The 18,232-nt window shown below is 69.5% G+C and carries 15 protein-coding genes; 7 read left to right on the top strand and 8 right to left on the bottom strand.

Annotated features, from left to right (window positions below):
• Nucleotides 1-15: 15 nt before the first annotated feature.
• The gene (locus tag ACQEU8_RS18030; protein ID WP_433102491.1) at nucleotides 16-2,517 is read right to left on the bottom strand and encodes a DUF6049 family protein; all 2,502 of its coding nucleotides are present in this window, start codon (nucleotides 2,515-2,517) and stop codon (nucleotides 16-18) included.
• 277 nt (nucleotides 2,518-2,794) lie between these two features.
• On the opposite strand from ACQEU8_RS18030, the gene ACQEU8_RS18035 reads away from it, so the two are divergent.
• A complete protein-coding gene (locus tag ACQEU8_RS18035; RefSeq protein ID WP_433102493.1) occupies nucleotides 2,795-4,204 on the top strand; it encodes a CCA tRNA nucleotidyltransferase in 1,410 nt (469 codons plus the stop codon).
• Here the strand turns inward: ACQEU8_RS18035 and ACQEU8_RS18040 are convergent.
• The 3 genes from ACQEU8_RS18040 to ACQEU8_RS18050 form a co-directional block, all read right to left on the bottom strand.
• Entirely contained in the window at nucleotides 4,167-5,528 is a 1,362-nt protein-coding gene (locus ACQEU8_RS18040; protein ID WP_433101772.1) for an MFS transporter, read from the bottom strand. The genes ACQEU8_RS18035 and ACQEU8_RS18040 overlap by 38 nt on opposite strands.
• Nucleotides 5,529-5,618: 90 nt before the next feature.
• Nucleotides 5,619-7,142, bottom strand: coding sequence for a glycosyltransferase family 87 protein (locus ACQEU8_RS18045; protein ID WP_433101774.1), 1,524 nt, complete (start codon nucleotides 7,140-7,142; stop codon nucleotides 5,619-5,621).
• Nucleotides 7,143-7,297: 155 nt separating this feature from the next.
• The gene (locus ACQEU8_RS18050; RefSeq protein ID WP_433101776.1) at nucleotides 7,298-9,988 is read right to left on the bottom strand and encodes a transglycosylase domain-containing protein; all 2,691 of its coding nucleotides are present in this window, start codon (nucleotides 9,986-9,988) and stop codon (nucleotides 7,298-7,300) included.
• 376 nt (nucleotides 9,989-10,364) lie between these two features.
• On the opposite strand from ACQEU8_RS18050, the gene ACQEU8_RS18055 reads away from it, so the two are divergent.
• Both ACQEU8_RS18055 and ACQEU8_RS18060 read left to right on the top strand, forming a co-directional pair.
• Nucleotides 10,365-11,003, top strand: a complete 639-nt coding sequence (locus tag ACQEU8_RS18055) for a helix-turn-helix transcriptional regulator (RefSeq protein WP_433101778.1) — start codon at nucleotides 10,365-10,367, stop codon at nucleotides 11,001-11,003.
• A 50-nt stretch (nucleotides 11,004-11,053) separates the two neighbouring features.
• Nucleotides 11,054-12,136, top strand: a complete 1,083-nt coding sequence (locus tag ACQEU8_RS18060; protein ID WP_433101780.1) for an inositol-3-phosphate synthase — start codon at nucleotides 11,054-11,056, stop codon at nucleotides 12,134-12,136.
• A 69-nt stretch (nucleotides 12,137-12,205) separates the two neighbouring features.
• Here the strand turns inward: ACQEU8_RS18060 and ACQEU8_RS18065 are convergent, their stop codons facing one another.
• The 3 genes from ACQEU8_RS18065 to ACQEU8_RS18075 all read right to left on the bottom strand — a co-directional run bounded on the left by ACQEU8_RS18065 (nucleotide 12,206) and on the right by ACQEU8_RS18075 (nucleotide 14,881).
• The gene (locus ACQEU8_RS18065; RefSeq protein WP_433101782.1) at nucleotides 12,206-13,237 is read right to left on the bottom strand and encodes an alanine racemase; all 1,032 of its coding nucleotides are present in this window, start codon (nucleotides 13,235-13,237) and stop codon (nucleotides 12,206-12,208) included.
• A 63-nt stretch (nucleotides 13,238-13,300) separates the two neighbouring features.
• A complete protein-coding gene (locus ACQEU8_RS18070) occupies nucleotides 13,301-14,431 on the bottom strand; it encodes a lipid II:glycine glycyltransferase FemX (RefSeq protein WP_433101784.1) in 1,131 nt (376 codons plus the stop codon).
• A gap of 147 nt (nucleotides 14,432-14,578) precedes the next feature.
• On the bottom strand, nucleotides 14,579-14,881 hold the full coding sequence (locus ACQEU8_RS18075; protein WP_433101786.1) for a hypothetical protein: 303 nt from the start codon (nucleotides 14,879-14,881) through the stop codon (nucleotides 14,579-14,581).
• Between the two features lie 214 nt (nucleotides 14,882-15,095).
• Between ACQEU8_RS18075 and rpsF the strand changes: the two genes are divergently transcribed.
• From rpsF to rplI, 4 genes are all read left to right on the top strand, one after another.
• Nucleotides 15,096-15,386, top strand: a complete 291-nt coding sequence (gene rpsF, locus ACQEU8_RS18080) for a 30S ribosomal protein S6 (RefSeq protein ID WP_209241002.1) — start codon at nucleotides 15,096-15,098, stop codon at nucleotides 15,384-15,386.
• Between the two features lie 99 nt (nucleotides 15,387-15,485).
• Nucleotides 15,486-16,061 carry a single-stranded DNA-binding protein gene (locus tag ACQEU8_RS18085; RefSeq protein ID WP_433101788.1) on the top strand — a complete coding sequence of 192 codons (576 nt, stop codon included), beginning with the start codon at nucleotides 15,486-15,488 and terminating at the stop codon, nucleotides 16,059-16,061.
• 23 nt (nucleotides 16,062-16,084) lie between these two features.
• Nucleotides 16,085-16,321: a 30S ribosomal protein S18 gene (gene rpsR, locus ACQEU8_RS18090; RefSeq protein WP_003978893.1), complete on the top strand. Its 237-nt coding sequence runs from the start codon at nucleotides 16,085-16,087 to the stop codon at nucleotides 16,319-16,321.
• An 18-nt stretch (nucleotides 16,322-16,339) separates the two neighbouring features.
• Nucleotides 16,340-16,786: a 50S ribosomal protein L9 gene (rplI, locus tag ACQEU8_RS18095; RefSeq protein ID WP_433101790.1), complete on the top strand. Its 447-nt coding sequence runs from the start codon at nucleotides 16,340-16,342 to the stop codon at nucleotides 16,784-16,786.
• A 72-nt stretch (nucleotides 16,787-16,858) separates the two neighbouring features.
• Here the strand turns inward: rplI and ACQEU8_RS18100 are convergent, their stop codons facing one another.
• On the bottom strand, nucleotides 16,859-18,202 hold the full coding sequence (locus tag ACQEU8_RS18100) for an MATE family efflux transporter (protein ID WP_433101792.1): 1,344 nt from the start codon (nucleotides 18,200-18,202) through the stop codon (nucleotides 16,859-16,861).
• Between the last annotated feature and the right edge of the window lie 30 nt (nucleotides 18,203-18,232).

Consider the following 18,232-nt stretch of genomic DNA (forward strand, 5'->3'; position numbering starts at 1 on the left):
GCTCGCCCGGAAGAGTCAACGGTCCACTTTCTCACCCGCGGCCGGGGGGTTGTCGTTTTCCCGTTCGGTGTCGTCTCCGTCACCGTGCGCGGTGTCCGCCGAGTCCTCGGCTGCCGCGGATTCGGCAGCGTCTCCGCCTGGGCCGTCAGCGTCTCCGTCCGGGTCGTCCGCTTCGGGGTCGTCTTCCCCAGCGGAGCCGTCGGATTCCCCGGAGCCGCCCTTGGAACCGTCTCCGTCCGGCTGCTCCAGCGGGGCGTCCGGGTCGGGGGCCGGGCCGGAGCGCTTGCGCTGGGTGTACATCCGGATGCCCGCGAGCACGATCAGCAGCACGCCGCCCGCGATCACCAGCAGCACGGTCGAGGTGATGGAGGTCACGTTGACCTGGAACTTCATCACCTTGCCGTAGCGCTCGCCGTCCTCGGTGTAGAGCTGGGCGTAGACGTAGGCGCGGCCGTTGTTCTTGGCGGTGGTGTCGAACTTCAGGGACTGGGTGTGCTCCCCGTCGACCTTGACCCGCTTGGAGTCGCCGACGTCCAGCCCCACGCGGCTGGAGCGGAGCTCCAGGACGAGCCCGTCCACGCCCTGCGCGAGGTTGTTCTGAACGGTCACGGGGATGGTGGCCTCGCGCCCGGAGAGGGTGATGTCGGACTTCTTGATGAGCTTGACCGCGCCCCGCAGCTCCAGCAGATAGCTCTCCACGGCGTTGCGGTAGCTCTGCGCGGCGCGGCCCTCGCCCCGCCAGGCGTTGGAGACCTCACGGTCTATGGCGGCGGTGAACGGCGGCATGACGCGGTCCGCCTGGCTGAGGATCTGTGTGAAGTCGTCCAGCCCGTCCTTGGTCTTCCGCACCTGCTCGAAGGCGGCGGTCGGCAGCTCCGTGCGGCGCAGCGAGGCGGGGTACGAGGACGGCCCGGGCATCCGGCGCCGGGCGCCGGGGTCCGGCTTGGCCTGGGCGGCGTCCGCCAGGCTGCTGGGCGCGGTCCAGCCGCTGCGCCCGAGCGCCTTGATGCCGGCCGCCATCGCCTGGGCCTGCGAGACGGTGGGCATCCGCTGCGGGGCGACGACGACGCTGCGGGTGCGGGAGGGCGCCTGCCGGGACAGCGCGAGGGACTGTGCGGCGAACCGCTGGACGGCCAGCGAGGAAGCGCCGGCCCGCGACAGATCGCCCTCGAACGCCCTGGAGAGCGGCGCGTCGGCAACCAGCGCGGTGTTGCCGCTGCCGATGGGGCGGGCGGCGGTGGGGCTGTAGGAGAGCCCGGTCTCACGGACGCTGTCGCTGCGCGCGATGACGTTGTGCGCACCCGCCGAGGTGGCGACGTCCACGATGGAGGAGTCGACGGCGCCCTTGTAGGGCCAGGCGAAGTCCGTGCTCGGTTTCACGTGGAGCACCGTCTCGACCGTCTCCCTGCCCAGCGTGGTGGCCTGGCCCAGCGAGCTGAGCGCCCCCCGGATGTGGGTGCCGCGGTGCGCGAGCGAGGCCAGATCGGGGTCGGCGAACGGGAGGGCGACGACCTCCTTGCCGCGGACGGCCTCCTGGAGCTCGTCCAGCCACCGCTTGGCGTGCTCCTGGCCCCTTCCGGCGACGGTGTCGTCCGGGCCGCCGCCGGGCCTGTGCACCCGGTAGCCGCGGGCCATGAAGTCGACGCTCGCCAGCAGGTCGGGGTCGATGACCCAGGTGACGTTCAGGTCCTTGCCGAGCTCCAGCATCTGCTGGAGGCGACCGCCGGGGGCCAGCTCCTTGGCGAGCTTGTCGTCGCGGAAGACCCGGGTCTGCTGCTTGTCGGACCGGGTGCGCGCCGTGACGTGCGGGGTGGAGATCAGCGGCCACAGATAGGTGAGCCGGGTGCGGTGGCCGGACGCCTTCTTCTGCCAGGGCAGGAAGGTGCGGCCGATGCCGAGGACCTGGTCGTAGGGGCGGTTGCGGGTCCGTCCGGAGAGGGAGACACCGAGCTGGTAGACCCCGTCGGCGCCGAGGTGGAGATCGCTGACGGGGATCTTGAGAGTGAAGGAGCGGGAGACTCCGGAGGCGAGGCCGCTGAGCCGTACGGCATGGTCGCCGGCGACCTCGGTGCCGTCGGCGCCGGAGAGATAGCCCTTCCGGCGCGCGGCCTGGTCGATGGCGCTGCGCGAGCTGAGGGTGGGTCCGATGCGCGGGGCCAGCCGCAGGTGGGTCAGCGTCGTGTTGCTGGTGTTGGTGACGGTGCCGCTCAGGGTGAGGGTGTCGCCTCGCTCCGGGACTGAGGGCGTGACCTCGTTGACGGAGATCCGGGTGCTGCGGGAGCCGGTGCCGGTGCTGCGGGCCGCGGGCGCTGTCGGCGCTGTGGCCTTGGTGGCGGCCGTTGCCGGTGCCGCCGGTGCTGCCGAGGCCGTGGGGGCGGCTGTGGGCAGCACCCCCGCCAGCACAGGGATGGCGGAGAGGAGGAGCACCGTGGCCCGTCGCCTCCAGCGGTTCGTCCCCTTTGGGCCGGCCGTTCCCCTTGGGCCAGGGGGAGCCTGGCTTTCAGCCGCCTCGGCCACGCGCACGTCCATCCCTCGTCGGTCGTCGTCCCGTTCGCCTGATGGTAACGATGCCCGGTGGGTGGAAGTGCCGCGCCGTCCACCACATGATCACCGTTGCTGATGGGGCGCCCTCCGGGTGGGGGCCGGGAACGGGGGCGCCTTCGGGCGGAGCGGCAACGTAACCTGTGCTGTTGTGCCGAACGCCAAGAGTGACAGCCAGGAACAGCCCACAGCCGCGGCGGCTCCCCCGACGGGGCCCACATCAGACCGACCGGCAGCCGAGCAGCTCAGTGAGGTGCAGCGGCGTGCCGTCAGTGAGCTGCTACGGGTCTCGCCGGTGGCGGACGAGCTAGCGCGCCGCTTCCGCGAGGCGGGATTCCGTCTCGCCCTGGTCGGTGGCTCGGTACGCGACGCACTGCTGGGGCGGCTCGGCAACGATCTCGACTTCACCACGGACGCGCGGCCCGAGGACGTGCTGGAGATCGTGCGCCCGTGGGCGGACGCGGTGTGGGAGGTCGGTATCGCCTTCGGCACCGTAGGGATCAAGAAATCCGACTTTGTCCTGGAAGTGACGACGTATCGGTCGGAGGTGTACGACCGCACCTCCCGCAAGCCCGAGGTCTCCTACGGCGAGACCATCGAGGAGGACCTGGTCCGCCGCGACTTCACGGTGAACGCGATGGCCGTCGCGCTGCCGGAGAAGCACTTCGTCGACCCGCACGGCGGTCTTGAGGACCTCGCCGCCCGACGGCTGCGTACGCCGGGCGCCCCGCACTCGTCCTTCTCGGACGATCCGCTGCGGATGATGCGTGCCGCGCGGTTCGCCGCGCAGCTCGACTTCGAGATCGCGCCTGAGGTGGTGGCCGCCATGAAGGAGATGGCGGGCCGGATCGAGATCGTCTCGGCGGAGCGGGTACGGGACGAGCTGAACAAGCTGCTCGTCTCTCCCCAGCCGCGCAAGGGTCTGCGGCTGCTGGTGGAGACCGGGCTCGCCGACCATGTGCTGCCGGAGCTGCCCGCGCTGCGGCTGGAGCGTGATGAGCACCATCGGCACAAGGACGTCTACGAGCACTCGCTGACCGTGCTGGACCAGGCGATCGACCTGGAGGAGGACGGCCCCGATCTGACGCTGCGACTGGCGGCGCTGCTGCACGACATCGGCAAGCCGAGGACGCGGCGGTTCGAGAAGGACGGGCGGGTCTCCTTCCACCACCACGAGGTGGTGGGCGCCAAGATGACGAAGAAGCGGATGGCCGCGCTCAAGTACCCGGGCGAGCTGATCAAGGACGTCTCGCGGTTGGTGGAGCTGCATCTGCGCTTCCACGGTTACGGCACGGGCGAGTGGACGGACTCGGCGGTGCGCCGTTACGTCCGGGACGCCGGCCCGCTGCTGGACCGGCTGCACAAGCTGACCCGCTCGGACTGCACCACGCGGAACAAGCGGAAGGCCCAGGCACTCTCGCGTGCGTACGACAGCCTGGAGGAGCGCATCGCGCGGCTCCAGGAGCAGGAGGAGCTGGAGGCCATCCGGCCCGATCTCGACGGCAACGAGATCATGCGGGAGCTCGGCGTGGGCCCCGGGCCCGTGGTGGGGCAGGCCTACAAGCATCTGCTGGAGCTGCGGCTGGAGCACGGGCCGCTGGGACATGACGCGGCCGTCGCGGAGCTCAAGAAGTGGTGGGCCCAGCAGGAGGCGGACCAGTAGGAGGCGGACCAGTAGGCGGGCCGACCTTCCCCATCCCGTCGCGCGCCGCTGTTTCACGTGAAACACGGAAGAGCGCGACGGCGATGGCCGCGTACAGCACCGCCACCCCTACGACGATGACCACGGAGCGCCCGTCGGGCGGGAGGATGGCGGCGGCCACTCCGGCAGCGCCGACGTAGGCGACGTTGTAGAGCATGTCGTAGAGGGAGAAGACCCGGCCCCGGAAAGCGTCGTCCACGGAGACCTGCACGGCGGTGTCCGTGGCGATCTTTCCGGCCTGGGTGACGAGTGCCAGCACGAAGGCGGCCAGCAGTATCGGCACCGGCTCGAAGGACAGCCCCAACGCGGGTTCCAGCACCGCGGCGACGCCCGCGCACAAGGCCATCCACCCGAAGACGCCGACCCGCCGCACCGCGGAGGGCGTGATGACGGCGGCGGCGAAGAAGCCCACCCCCGAGAGGGCGAGCGCGACCCCGAGCAGTTGTAGCCCGCCGTCGGTCCGGCTGCCGTCGCTCCACGCGTACCGGGCCAGCATCAGCACCGTGACCGTCAGCGCCCCGTAGCAGAACCGCATCAACGCGGAGGCGGTCAGTGCGTAGGCGGCCGTCCGGCGCTCGCGGAGATGACGCAGCCCGGCCAGCAGGCCCCGCGCGGTGCTGGCGACGGCGGCCAGTACGCGGGGCTGTACCTCGGAGGGGTCGGGGCCGAGCAGGCCCCTGGCCATCCGCAGCGAGGCGAGACCGGCCAGCAGATACACCGCGGCTCCGGTCAGCAGCACGAGGGCGTCCGCCTCGCGCCCCGTACCGGGGGCGAGGTAGCGCACCACGAAGGCGACGCCGCCGCCGAGGGTCGCGGCGAGCGTGCCGGCGGTCGGGGAGAGGGAGTTGGCGATGACGAGGCGCTCGCTGTCCACGACGCGGGGCAGGGCGGCCGACAGCCCGGCGAGGATGAAGCGGTTGATGGCGGTGACGGTGAGCGCGGACAGATAGACCAGCCACTCGGGAACGGCGCCGAAGACGAGCGCCGCGGTGGCCGCCGCGAGCACGGTGCGCAGGACGTTGCCGAAGAAGAGCACCTGCCTGCGCTGCCAGCGGTCCAGCAGTACGCCCGCGAACGGCCCGAGGAGGGAGTACGGCAGCAGCAGCACCGCCATCGCGGAGGCGATGGCGGCGGGGGAGGTCTCCTTCTCGGGGGAGAAGACGACGTATGCCGCCAGTGCGACCTGATAGATGCCATCGGCGAGCTGGGAGAGCAGTCGTACCGTCAGCAGCTTCCGGAAGTCCGGGAAACGGAGCAGGGTGCGCAGGTCACGTGCGACGGACATGGGGACAGCCTCACACAGTCGGGGCGGAGTCCGGTGGTTTCACGTGAAACGGCGGCGTCCGCCTCACCCATGGGGCTCCCCCGTCCCGGCTCACTCCCGCAGGGTGGTTCCCCAGCGCACGGCGGGCCGGCGCATGGGCGTGGCCGAGCGCTGGAGTGCCGGCTTGTGGGTGAGCGAGCCGAGGGAGAACACATCGGGCGCCCGGTCCAGGACACCGCCGCCCGGGTCGTCGGAGCCGTCGTCCCTGCGGACCGGGTCGTGCTCGGGCCGCAGCGCGTCCCGCACCACCATCGCGCAGAGATACGCCGTGCTGAGCAGGTGCGCGGCGATGACGAGTTGGTAGCCGTCCTCGGGGAGGCCCTGGTGCTTCTCGGAGCCGGTGTAGGCGAGGTACATCCAGATGCCCAGGAAGTAGAGCGCCTCGCAGCTCTGCCAGATGAGGAAGTCGCGCCACCTGGGGCGGGCGAGCGCAGCCAGCGGGATCAGCCACAGCACGTACTGGGGTGAGTAGACCTTGTTGGTCAGCACGAACAGCGCGACCAGCAGAAAGGCGAGCTGGGCGAACCGGGGGCGGCGGGGTGCGCACAGCGCGAGCGCGGCGACGCCGGCACAGCCCAGGATCATCAGCAGGGTGGCGTAGATATTGGCGTCATCGAACGTGCGTCCGGTTCGCTGCTGGAGGATCAGCCACAGCGAGCCGAAGTCCACGGGCCGCTCCTGGCTGAAGCTGTAGAACTTCGCCCAGCCGTCCCAGGAGAGCAGCATCACCGGCACGTTCACGACGGCCCACGAGGCGGCGGCTCCCCCGGCCGCCCGGCCGAAGGCGCCCCAGCGCCCGGCCCGCAAGCACAGCACCAGCAGCGCCCCGAGCAGCAGTACGGGGTAGAGCTTCGCCGCCGTCGCCAGGCCGATCAGCACGCCTGCCGCCAGCGGCCGCGAGCGGGCCCACAGCAGCATCCCCGCGGCCGTCATCGCCACAGCCAGCAGATCCCAGTTGATGGTCGCCGTCAGCGCCAGCCCCGGCGCCAGCGCGACCAGCATGCCGTCCCAGGGGCGGTTGCGATGGGTACGGACCACGCAGACGATCAGCACGGCGGCGCAGAGCATCAGCATCCCCGCGTTGACCACCCAGTAGAGCTGCTGGTCCTGCTGGAGCGAGTCCCCACCGACCGTCAGCTTGGCCGCGATCAGCATGAACACCCCGGTCAGCACGGGGTATTCGAGGTACTCCATCCCGCCGGAGATCCGGTCCGGGATGCGGTCGAGATACGGGGTCAGCCCGCTGGCGAAACCGCGGCCGTTGTAGAGGTGCGGAATGTCGGAGTAGCAGGCGTGTACGTACTGCGATGTCTGTCCGGCAAACCAGGCCCCGTCCACACAGGGCAGCTTCTGCAGCATGCCGAGCGCGTACATCCCCAGCGCGACCGTCACCACGACGCGGACCGGGGTCCACCATCCTCTTCCGTCCACGGCGCGCCGTCCTGCAGGACCGCCGGCCACTTCGCTCGCCGCTGTCGCCACCTCGTCGTGGTCTGTGGGGCGTACGACGGGACGCGCGGCGGGTGGTCGGCCCGGGCGCTGAGCGGATTTCCGTTCGGTGGGGGCGCTCGTCATGGACTTCATCCTGCCGCACGCCGCCCACGGAAACGGCCCCCGGCTCGGAGTCCGAGCCAGGGGCCGTTTCCGTGGGCGGGCTGTGCAGCCGGGTGGCTCCGCCGGCGAGCTCCGTCCGGGCCCGTCAGTGGGGCCCGGCGCCGGTGCTCACGCCGTCACTCCCGTCGATAGCTCTGCGGGCCGCCGAAGATGCCGCCCTGATCGCCGCCACCGCCGGGATCACCGGGATCGCCCGTACCGCCCGGGTCCCCGCCACCGCCGTCGGAGTTGCCGCCGTCGGCTCCGCCGTCGTTCCCGCCACCGTTCTGGTTCTCGTCGCAGTTCGGGTCGAGCGGCGGGCAGCTGGTGTTCGACGAACTCGGGGTGTCCGACGGGGTCTCCGACGGCTTGTCGGACGGACTCTCACTGGGCTCGTCGGACGGTGTCGGCGGGGCCGTGGTCCTGGTCGGTGTCGGATCGGGGCTCGCCCCGTCGCCGTAGACCTTGTCGCCGATCGGTTCCGGAACCGGGAAGTCCTTGACGGGAGTGCCCTTCAGGGCCTGCTTCATGTACTTCGTCCAGATCTCGGCCGGGAAGGAGGCACCGTGGATGGACGTCTGGCCGCCCACGCCGTACATCTTCAGGAACTTCTGCGACTTGGCCTTGTCGTTGACCCGCCACATGCCGACCGAGGTGGACAGCTGCGGGGTGTAGCCGGTGAACCAGGCGGACTTGTTGTCGTCCGTGGTACCCGTCTTGCCCGCCGCCGGCCGCTCCAGGCCCTTGGCTGTGGTGCCGGTGCCCTTCTGGACCACGGTCTCCAGCATGTTGGTGACGTTGTCCGCGACCGGGGGATCGAACGCGGGCTTCGTCACCTTCTTGTGCTCGTACTTGACCTGGCCCTTCCGCTCGACCTTGGTGACCGAGTAGGGATCGGCCTGCTTACCGCTGGTGGCGAAGGTGCCGTACGCGCCCGCCATCCGGATGGCGCTGGGGGCCGAGGTGCCGAGCGAGAAGGTGGGGGTGGTGCGGGCGAGGCTGTCCTCGTTGATGCCCGCGTCCAGCGCCGCCTTCTTCACCTGCTCGGTGCCGACATCCCAGCCGAGCTGGATGAAGGGGGTGTTCACCGAGTGCTGCATGGCGGTCCGGAGAGTGACCTCGCCGTAGCTCTTGTTGCCGTCGTTCTTCTGGTGCCACTCGCCACCGTTCTTGTCATGCCAGACGGTGCCGTTGTAGTTCCGCAGTTTGACCTTGTTGTTGCCGTTGTAGACGCTCTTCGGTGAGACCTTGGTGCGCATGTCCGGGCCCTGTTCCTCGGGTCCCTGCGGATCGCGTACGCCGTCCCGCATCGCCGCCGCCATCACGAACGGCTTGAAGGTGGAGCCCACCTGGACGCCGGTGTAGTCGGCGTTGTTGGTGAAGTGCGTGGTCGCGTCATGACCGCCGTAGATGGCCTGGATGGCGCCGTCTTGTGGTCTGACGGAAGCCCCGCCGAACTGGACGTACTTGTCGACGTCCCGCTTTTTGGGGTCGATGTTCTTCTTCTTGACCTCCTCGACCGTCTTCTGCAGCTGCTTGATCTTCTGCTTGTCGAAGGTCGTGTGGATGCGGTAGCCGCCCCTGTCGAGCGCGGCCTTGGTGATGGGGTTGCCCGTGTGCTCGGTGGAGCTGACGACGTTGTTGTCCGCCAGCTTCACCAGATAGCCGATCTGGCCCTTCAGCTCCGTGGACTGCTTCGGCCTGTCGGGCATCGGGAACTTCTCCCCGATCTCCGCGCGCTTCGCCTTGCTCATCTTGCCGATGGCGACCTCGCGGTCCAGCGTCCAGGACCAGCGTGCCTTCGCCCGCTTCTTGTTCTTCTCGGGGGTCGCCGCCGAGCCGATGCCGCCCTCGGGGTCGTAGAGGTTGGGGCCGTTGAGCGTCGCGCTCAGAAAGGCACTCTCGCTGGCGGACAGGTCCTTGGCGTCCTTGTTGTAGTACGCCTGTGCCGCTGCCTGGATGCCATAGGCGCCCCGCCCGTAGTAGCCGGTGTTCAGATAGCCGGCGAGGATCTCGTCCTTGCTCAGCTTCCCGCCGACCTTGATCGAGATCAGCAGCTCCTTCGCCTTACGGGTGAGGGTCTGCGACTGATCCAGGTAGGAGTTCTTCACGTACTGCTGCGTGATGGTGGAGCCGGACTGGGTCTCCCCGCCGGTGGCCATCTTGAAGACCGCGCGGGCGATACCCATCGGGTCGACGCCGCTGTCCTCGTAGAAGGTCTCGTTCTCCGCGGCGATGGCCGCCCACCGCATATGTTTCGGGATCTCGTTGATGCCGACGATCTGCCGGTTCTGGTCACCGCCGCCGGCGACCACCATCTGGCTGCCGTCTTTCCAGTAGTAGACGTTCTTCTGCACCTCGGCCGCGGCGAGCTTGTCGTTCGGGACGTCGACGAGGAGCAGGCCGATCCCCAGCGCGCCCATCATCAGCGCGAAGAAGCCGAAGCACGTCCCGGTCACCAGCTTCCAGGACGGGAGCCAGCGCCGTACGCCGTATTTGCCCGCGCGCGGGTAGTCGATGAAGCGCTTGCGCTCCGGCACCCCGCGCCGAGCGCGCCGGCCGCCCTGTGCGCTCGCCGCCGCCGCTGCGGCCCGTCGCCGTCCGCCTCCCTGGGCGGCTCTTCTGGCCTCCGCGCGGCCTCCGGGTCCGGGTGCCGTCGGCTCCGACCGGTGGCCTGGCGCGCCTCGGCGGCCGTACCCGTCGGGGGCCGGGGCGGAGGGCGGTGCCTGCCCGCCCCCGCGCGATGCTGCGCGACGACCGGGGGACGGTGGCGGCTGCGCCGCACGACGGCCGCGCCCCTGCGGCGGCTTTCGACGGTTTCCGCTCATTGGAACAGCTACTCCTCGGGCAGGCGGCCCTTGCGCCTGAAGGTGGCAGTTGGCATCTGGTCCCCCCGAGTGCGCCGGAATGGAATGACCAGGTCCGGGCGCACTGCACCGGGAACGAGGACGCTCAGTGACGTCGCACGGTTCCCGGTGGTGGTGGTCTGCACAGCGGACAGACTACGCAGCTCCAAAACCCTCCTTAGGTCGTATTCGCCTCAATCGACGCAAAGGGACTGCGGTGAATCAGTGATGTGAGGCCCTTCACCGGCCCCCCTCTTGTCGCACCCGAAGCGGCGTTCTATCGTCGGGATGTATCGAGCCGATACATCAGAGCGAGATAAGCGTCGGATAAGCGGTTGTGGACGGAGGTGGGCGGACGATGAGCAGGCGCTCAGGCGTTCTCGAGTTCGCCGTGCTCGGTCTGCTGCGCGAATCACCGATGCACGGGTACGAGCTGCGCAAGCGGCTCAACACCTCGCTCGGCGTCTTCCGCGCCTTCAGCTACGGCTCGCTCTACCCCTGCCTCAAGGCGCTGGTGCAGCGCGGCTGGCTGGTGGAGGAGCCGAGCGAGCAGCCGGAGGAGCAGCAGTCCGGGCGCGCACAGGCGGCACCGCTCGCCGGGCGCCGGGCGAAGATCGTCTACCGGCTGACGGCCGAGGGCAAGGAGCACTTCGAGGAGCTGCTCTCCCAGACAGGTCCCGACACCTGGGAGGACGAGCACTTCGGCGTCCGCTTCGCGTTCTTCGGCCAGACCTCGCGGGACGTCCGCATGCGCGTGCTGGAAGGTCGCCGCAGCCGGCTGGAGGAGAGGCTCGCGAAAATGCGCGCCTCTCTGGCCCGCACCCGCGACCGCCTCGACGACTACACGCTCGAGCTCCAGCGCCACGGCATGGAATCCGTGGAGCGCGAGGTTCGCTGGCTCAGCGAACTCATCGAGAGCGAGCGTTCGGGGCGCCCGGCGGGGGATACCGGTCCGGATCGTCCAGCGCCGGGTCCGTCCGACAACACCGACAGATGAGGCCGCACTCCGTCGCGAGCCTCAGCGAGAACGAACAGGGAGCAACCGGAATGGGTTCGGTTCGCGTAGCCATCGCCGGCGTGGGCAACTGCGCCGCATCGCTGGTCCAGGGCGTCGAGTACTACAAGGACGCCGACCCGGACGCCAGGGTGCCGGGTCTGATGCACGTCCAGTTCGGCGAGTACCACGTGCGCGACATCGAGTTCGTCGCCGCCTTCGACGTCGACGGCAAGAAGGTGGGCCTCGACCTGGCCGACGCCATCGGCGCCAGCGAGAACAACACCATCAAGATCTGCGACGTGCCGCCCACCGGTGTCTCCGTGCAGCGCGGGCACACCTACGACGGCCTGGGCAAGTACTACCGGGAGACCATCGAGGAGTCCGCCGCCGAGCCGGTCGACATCGTCCAGGCACTCAAGGACGCGCGGGCGGACGTCCTGGTCTGCTACCTGCCCGTCGGCTCGCAGTCGGCCGTCGAGTTCTACGCGCAGTGCGCCATCGACGCCGGCGTCGCCTTCGTCAACGCGCTGCCCGTCTTCATCGCCGGCACCAAGGAGTGGGCGGACAAGTTCACCGCCGCCGGGGTGCCGATCGTCGGCGACGACATCAAGTCGCAGGTCGGCGCCACCATCACGCACCGCGTCATGGCGAAGCTGTTCGAGGACCGCGGCGTCATCCTGGACCGCACGATGCAGCTGAACGTCGGCGGCAACATGGACTTCAAGAACATGCTGGAGCGGGAGCGGCTGGAGTCCAAGAAGATCTCCAAGACCCAGGCCGTCACCTCCCAGATCCCCGACCGCGATCTGGGCGCCGACAATGTGCACATCGGCCCCTCGGACTTCGTCGCCTGGCTCGACGACCGCAAGTGGGCGTACGTCCGCCTCGAGGGCCGCGCCTTCGGTGACGTTCCGCTCAACCTCGAGTACAAGCTGGAGGTGTGGGACTCCCCCAACTCGGCGGGCGTCATCATCGACGCGCTGCGCGCCGCGAAGATCGCCAAGGACCGCGGCATCGGCGGCCCGATCCTTTCGGCGTCGTCCTACTTCATGAAGTCGCCGCCGGTGCAGTACTTCGATGATGTCGCACGGAAGAATGTGCAGGACTTCATCGAGGGCAAGGTCGAGCGCTGACGCTTTCAGCCGTGAGGGGCCCGGGGAATTGTTCCCCGGGCCCCTCTTTGTGTGCGGCGGTTGTCGGACTCAGCGATCCACCGTGCGGTCCACCGTCGTCGTCGTGTGCCGCAGAATCGCGGTCAGTTCCTCGCCCACATGCGGCTCAGGCGCGTCCGCGGGGACGAAGAGGATGGAGACCTGCATGTGCGGGGGCTCCGCGAACCAGCGCTGCTTGCCGGCCCAGACGAAGGGGGAGAGGTTGCGGTTGACGGTGGCCAGACCCGCGCGGGCCACACCCTTGGCGCGCGGCGTGATGCCGTGCAGGGCCTTGGGGGACTCCAGGCCCACCCCGTGCGAGGTGCCGCCCGCGACGACGACCAGCCAGCCGTCGCCCGTCGCCTTGGCCTGCCGGTAGCCGAACCGTTCGCCCTTGGTGACCCGGGTGACGTCCAGGATCGAGCCCCGGTACTCGGTGGCGGCGTGGTCGCCCAGCCACAGCCGGGTGCCGATCCGCGCGCGGAAGCGGGTCTGCGGGAACTGCTGCTGGAGGACGGCGAACTCCTCCGGCTTCAGATGGCTGACGAACATCGTCTCCAGCGGCAGCCGCGCGGCACGCAGCCGGTCCATCCAGCCGATGACCTCCTCCACCGCGTCCGAGCCGTCGGACCGGTCCAGCGGCAGATGGATGGCGAAGCCCTCCAGGCGGACCTCGTCGATGGCGGCGTGCAGCCGGGGCAGGTCCTGCTCGGAGACGCCGTGCCGCTTCATGCTGCTCATCACCTCGATGACGACCCGGGCCCCGCGCATCAGGCCCACGCCCTCCACCGAGGAGACCGAGCGGATGGCACGGTCCGGCAGCGGCACCGGCTCCTCGTCCTTGCGGAACGGGGTGAGCACCAGCAGATCGCCGCCGAACAGGTCCTTCGTACGGGCCGCCTCATAGGTCGTACCGACGGCCAGTATGTCGGCACCGAACTTGGTGGCCTCGTCTGCCAGGCGCTCGTGGCCGAAGCCGTAGCCGTTGCCCTTGCAGACCGGAACGATTCCCGGGAACTGCTGAATCACCGTCTGCTGGTGCGCCCGCCAGCGTTCGGTGTCGACGTAGAGGGAGAGCGCCATGGCCGGTACGGAACCTTTCTGAAGGAGTCTGGATGTCAGGCGTGTCAGGCGCGGGGAGCGCGCTCAGCGCCGCGACATATAGATGTCGAGCGCCTTGTGCAGGAGCTTGTTGAGCGGGAAGTCCCACTCACCGAGGTACTCGGCCGCCTGCCCACCGGTGCCGACCTTGAACTGGATCAGGCCGAACAGATGGTCGTTCTCGTCCAGGGAGTCGCTGATACCGCGCAGGTCGTACACGCTCGCGCCCAGCGCGTAGGCGTCCTGGAGCATCCGCCACTGCATCGCGTTGGAGGGCCGCACCTCGCGCTTGTGGTTGGCCGAGGCGCCGTAGGAGTACCAGACGTGGCCGCCCACGACGAGCATGGTGGCCGCCGAGATCCGCTCGCCCTCGTGCTCGGCGAAGTACAGCCGCATCCGCTGCGGGTCCTCGGCGTTCAGGACGTTCCACATCCGCTGGAAGTACGCCTTGGGGCGGGGCCGGAACTTGTCGCGCTCGGCGGTGATCTCGTACAGCCGCTGCCACTCGTCCAGGTCGTACGGGTTGGCCATGTTGCCCTGGACCACTTGCACCCCGGCCTTGTCGGCCTTCTTGATGTTGCGGCGCCACAGCTGGTTGAAGTTCTTGTGCACGTCTTCGAGGGAGCGGCCCTCCAGCGGGACCTGGAAGACGTAGCGCGGCTGTACGTCGCCGAAGCCGGCGCCGCCGTCCTCGCCTTGCTGCCAGCCCATCCGGCGCAGCTTGTCGGCGACCTCGAAGGCCCGCGGCTCGATGTGGGTGGCCTCGATGTCCCGCAGCCGCTTGACGTCCTGGTCCTGGATGCCCTTCTTGATGGCGGCCGCGTCCCAGCGCCGGATCACCACGGGCGGGCCCATCTTCACGGAGAAGGCGCCCTGCTTCTTGAGGTGGTCGAGCATCGGGCGGAGCCACTCGTCCAGGTTGGGCGCGTACCAGTTGATCACCGGGCCCTCGGGCAGATACGCGAGGTAGCGCTTGACCTTCGGCAGCTGCCGGTAGAGCACCAGCCCGGCTCCCACCATCTGGCCCGTACGCTCGTCGAACCAGCCCAGATTCTCCGCGCGCCACTCGTTCTTGACGTCCGCCCATGCGGGCACCTGACAGTGGCTTGCCGACGGCAGGCTCTGGATATACGCCAGATGCTGCTCTCGGCTGACGGTCCTCAGGGTCAGGCTCATGGCGGGACGCTCCTCCGGCGAACTGACTGATGCTCGCCGGAAGCCTACTGTGCCCCGCAACGCCCCGTTCGGCCCAGGGCCGGGCCCAGGGAGGCGGTTTCACGCCGTGGTGCGCACCGCCTCCCCGGGTTCGTACGGGGTGTTGCCCTATGGCACCAGGCCGCCGTGCGCCACGCCCAGGTAGAAGCCGGTCGCCGCGGCGCCGAGCCCGATGATCGTGACGAACCGTTCACCGGTCGTCGCCGAGATGTACTGGCCCCAGGCCCCGGTGAGGATCCCGACCAGCCCCGTCCACGAGCCGAGCACATGCAGCCCTGGCCACCATGCGGAGATCACGGCCACCAGGCCCAGCAGCATGGTCGCGGCCGCGAAGGAGTTCTCCACGGGATGCCGCTTGCCGTCGGAGTTCAGATAGGAGAGAGGATGGGTCCAGCGCACTGCCTGTGCCATGCGGCACCTCCTGCCAGAGCGCGGCGCGAACTGTAACGCCGCTCACATCTGAGGTGTCCAGATTGCTCCGGGTTACCCCCGGATTTCAACCGGAAGGCAGCGGCCAGGTAGGCTGGCCTGTCTGCGTTCCCGGTTCCCGGGGCGCGGAAACGCATCACGACCCTCCTGCCACGGAACGACCGTGGCCGCTGAGTCCAGAGGAGGTGGGTTCCACATGCGTCACTACGAGGTGATGGTCATCCTCGACCCCGATCTGGAGGAGCGCGCTGTCTCCCCCCTGATCGAGAGCTTCCTTTCCGTCGTCCGCGAGGGCAACGGCAAGGTCGAGAAGGTCGACACCTGGGGCCGTCGTCGTCTCTCCTACGAGATCAACAAGAAGCCCGAGGGCATCTACTCGGTCATCGACCTGACGGCCGAGCCCGCTGTGGTCAAGGAGCTCGACCGGCAGATGAACCTGAACGAGTCCGTTCTGCGGACCAAGGTCCTCCGCCCGTCGACCCACTGAGGCCGACTCCCGAGTAGCACCGAGCACCACGCACCACCACAGCTCCACTGAGCACCACCAGGCACCACAGCAGCCAGCAGCACGCCGAGAGGTTCACCCATGGCAGGCGAGACCGTCATCACGGTCGTCGGCAATCTCGTCGACGACCCCGAGCTGCGCTTCACCCCCTCCGGTGCGGCGGTCGCGAAGTTCCGTGTCGCGTCCACACCCCGCACCTTCGACCGGCAGACCAACGAGTGGAAGGACGGCGAGAGCCTGTTCCTGACCTGCTCGGTCTGGCGGCAGGCGGCGGAGAACGTCGCCGAGTCCCTCACCAAGGGCACCCGCGTCATCGTGCAGGGCCGCCTCAAGCAGCGCTCGTACGAGGACCGTGAGGGGATCAAGCGCACGGTCTACGAGCTGGACGTCGACGAGGTCGGCGCCAGCCTCCGCAACGCCACGGCCAAGGTCACCAAGACCACGGGCCGCGGTGGTCAGGGTGGCGGCTTCGGCGGCGGTGGCGGCCAGGGCGGCGGCCCCGGCGGTCCTGGCGGCCAGCAGGGCGGCGGCGCCCCCGCGGGCGACCCGTGGTCCACGGCCGCCCCGGCCGGTGGCGGTCAGGGCGGTGGCGGCGGCTGGGGCGGAGGCCCCGGCGGTGGCAACGGTGGCGGCTACTCGGACGAGCCACCCTTCTGAGCAAAACTCATAGGAGTAGAGACATGGCGAAGCCGCCTGCTCGCAAGCCGAAGAAGAAGGTTTGCGTGTTCTGCAAGGAGAAGATCTCCTACGTCGACTACAAGGACACGAACCTGCTGCGGAAGTTCATCTCCGACCGCGGCAAGATCCGTGCCCGCCGGGTCACCGGCAACTGCACCCAGCACCAGCGTGACGTCGCCACTGCTGTGAAGAACAGCCGTGAGATGGCACTGCTGCCCTACACCTCGACCGCGCGCTAAGGGAAGGGTGACCACAACATGAAGATCATCCTGACCAACGAGGTCTCCGGCCTCGGTGCCGCAGGCGACGTCGTCGAGGTGAAGGACGGCTACGCCCGCAACTACCTGGTCCCGCGCGGTTTCGCGATCCGCTGGACCAAGGGTGGCGAGAAGGACGTCGAGCAGATCCGCCGTGCCCGTAAGATCCGCGAGATCGCGACGATCGAACAGGCCAACGAGATCAAGTCCCAGCTCGAGGGCCTGCGTGTCGGCCTCAAGGTGCGGGCCGGGGAGCAGGGCCGGCTGTTCGGCTCCGTCACCCCGGCGGACATCGCCGACGCCATCAAGGCGTCCGGCGGTCCGGACGTGGACAAGCGCCGCGTCGAGGTGGGCTCGCCCATCAAGTCGCTGGGCGCCCACCAGGTCGCCGTCCGGCTGCACGCCGATGTGACCGCGACGGTCGACGTGGACGTCGCCGCCGCGTAACGCTGCGCTCGGCTTATGCCGATGAGAGGGCGTGCCCCGTGAGGGGTGCGCCCTCTTCGCTTTGCGGGTGGTTCACGCCCGTACCGCGCCCGTCACCGCCCAACGCCCTGAGCGGGCACGGAGGGCGAGGGTCACCAGGCGGGTGCCCATCATCAGTCCCGCGACCGTCCACCACAGCGCTGTGAGTCCGCCGCCGAGGGCAGGTACCGCTACCGCGACGGGGGCGAAGACCGCGAGCGTGACCAGCATGGCGCCCGCCAGATAGGGGCCGTCGCCGGCTCCCATCAGCACGCCGTCCAGCACGAAGACAACGCCTGCGATGGGCTGGGTGAGGGCCACCACCAGCAGTACCGGCGTCAGCTGGTCGATGACGGTCTGGTCCGTCGTGAAGATCGGCATGAACAGCGGCCGGACCAGCGCGACGAGCGCCCCCAGCACCGTGCCGGACACCACCCCCCACAGCACCATTCGCCGGCAGGCCGCCCTGGCGCCCTCCGCGTCCGAGGCTCCGAGATAGCGTCCGATGATGGCCTGGCCCGCGATGGCGATGGCGTCCAGCGCGAAGGCCAGCAGCGTCCACAGGGTCAGGGTGATCTGGTGGGCGGCGATGTCCGCGTCGCCCAGCCGGGCCGCCACCGCTGTGGCGATCATCAGCACGGCGCGCAGCGAGAGCGTACGGATCAGCAGCGGCACGCCGGCCCGCCCGCTGGCGCGTATCCCGGCGAGGTCGGGCCGCAGCGGGGCGCCGTGCCGTCGGGCCGCCCGCACCACCACGGTCAGGTAGACGGCCGCCATCCCCCACTGGGCGAGCACCGTTCCCCAGGCGGAGCCGGCGATGCCGAGTCCGGCGCCGTAGACGAGCAGGGCGTTGAGCGCGGCGTTCGCGGTGAAGCCGCCGACGGCGACGTACAGCGGGGTCTTGGTGTCCTGCAGCCCGCGCAGTACGCCGGTGGCGGCGAGGACGACGAGCATGGCGGGAATGCCCAGTGCGCTGATGCGCAGATAAGTGGTGCCGTACGGGGCGGCGGTGGCGGAGGCGCCGAACGCGTCGATGAGCCAGGGCGCGGTCGGTACGACGGCGGCGATGACGAGGGCGCCGAGGAGCAGCGCGAGCCAGATGCCGTCGAGTCCCTGGCGGAGCGCGGCGGGCAGATCGTCGGCGCCGAGGCGGCGGGCGACGGCCGCGGTGGTGGCGTAGGCGAGGAAGACGAAGATGTTGACGCCGGTCTGCAGGAGCGCGGCTGCGACGCCGAGTCCGGCGAGTTGCGGGGTGCCGAGGTGGCCGACCATGGCGCTGTCGACCATCACGAAGAGGGGTTCCGCGACGAGTGCGCCGAAGGCGGGCAGAGCGAGCGCGATGATCTCACGGTCGTGGCGTCGCACGGCAGCGCGCGTGGTCGGGGAAGCGGAGCTCATAGGTTCGATCCAAACATCCACAGGTAATGA

Origin of the sequence: Streptomyces sp. CA-250714 (assembly GCF_050936705.1) — a bacterium.
In the GTDB taxonomy this organism is placed as follows: Bacteria; Actinomycetota; Actinomycetes; order Streptomycetales; family Streptomycetaceae; genus Streptomyces.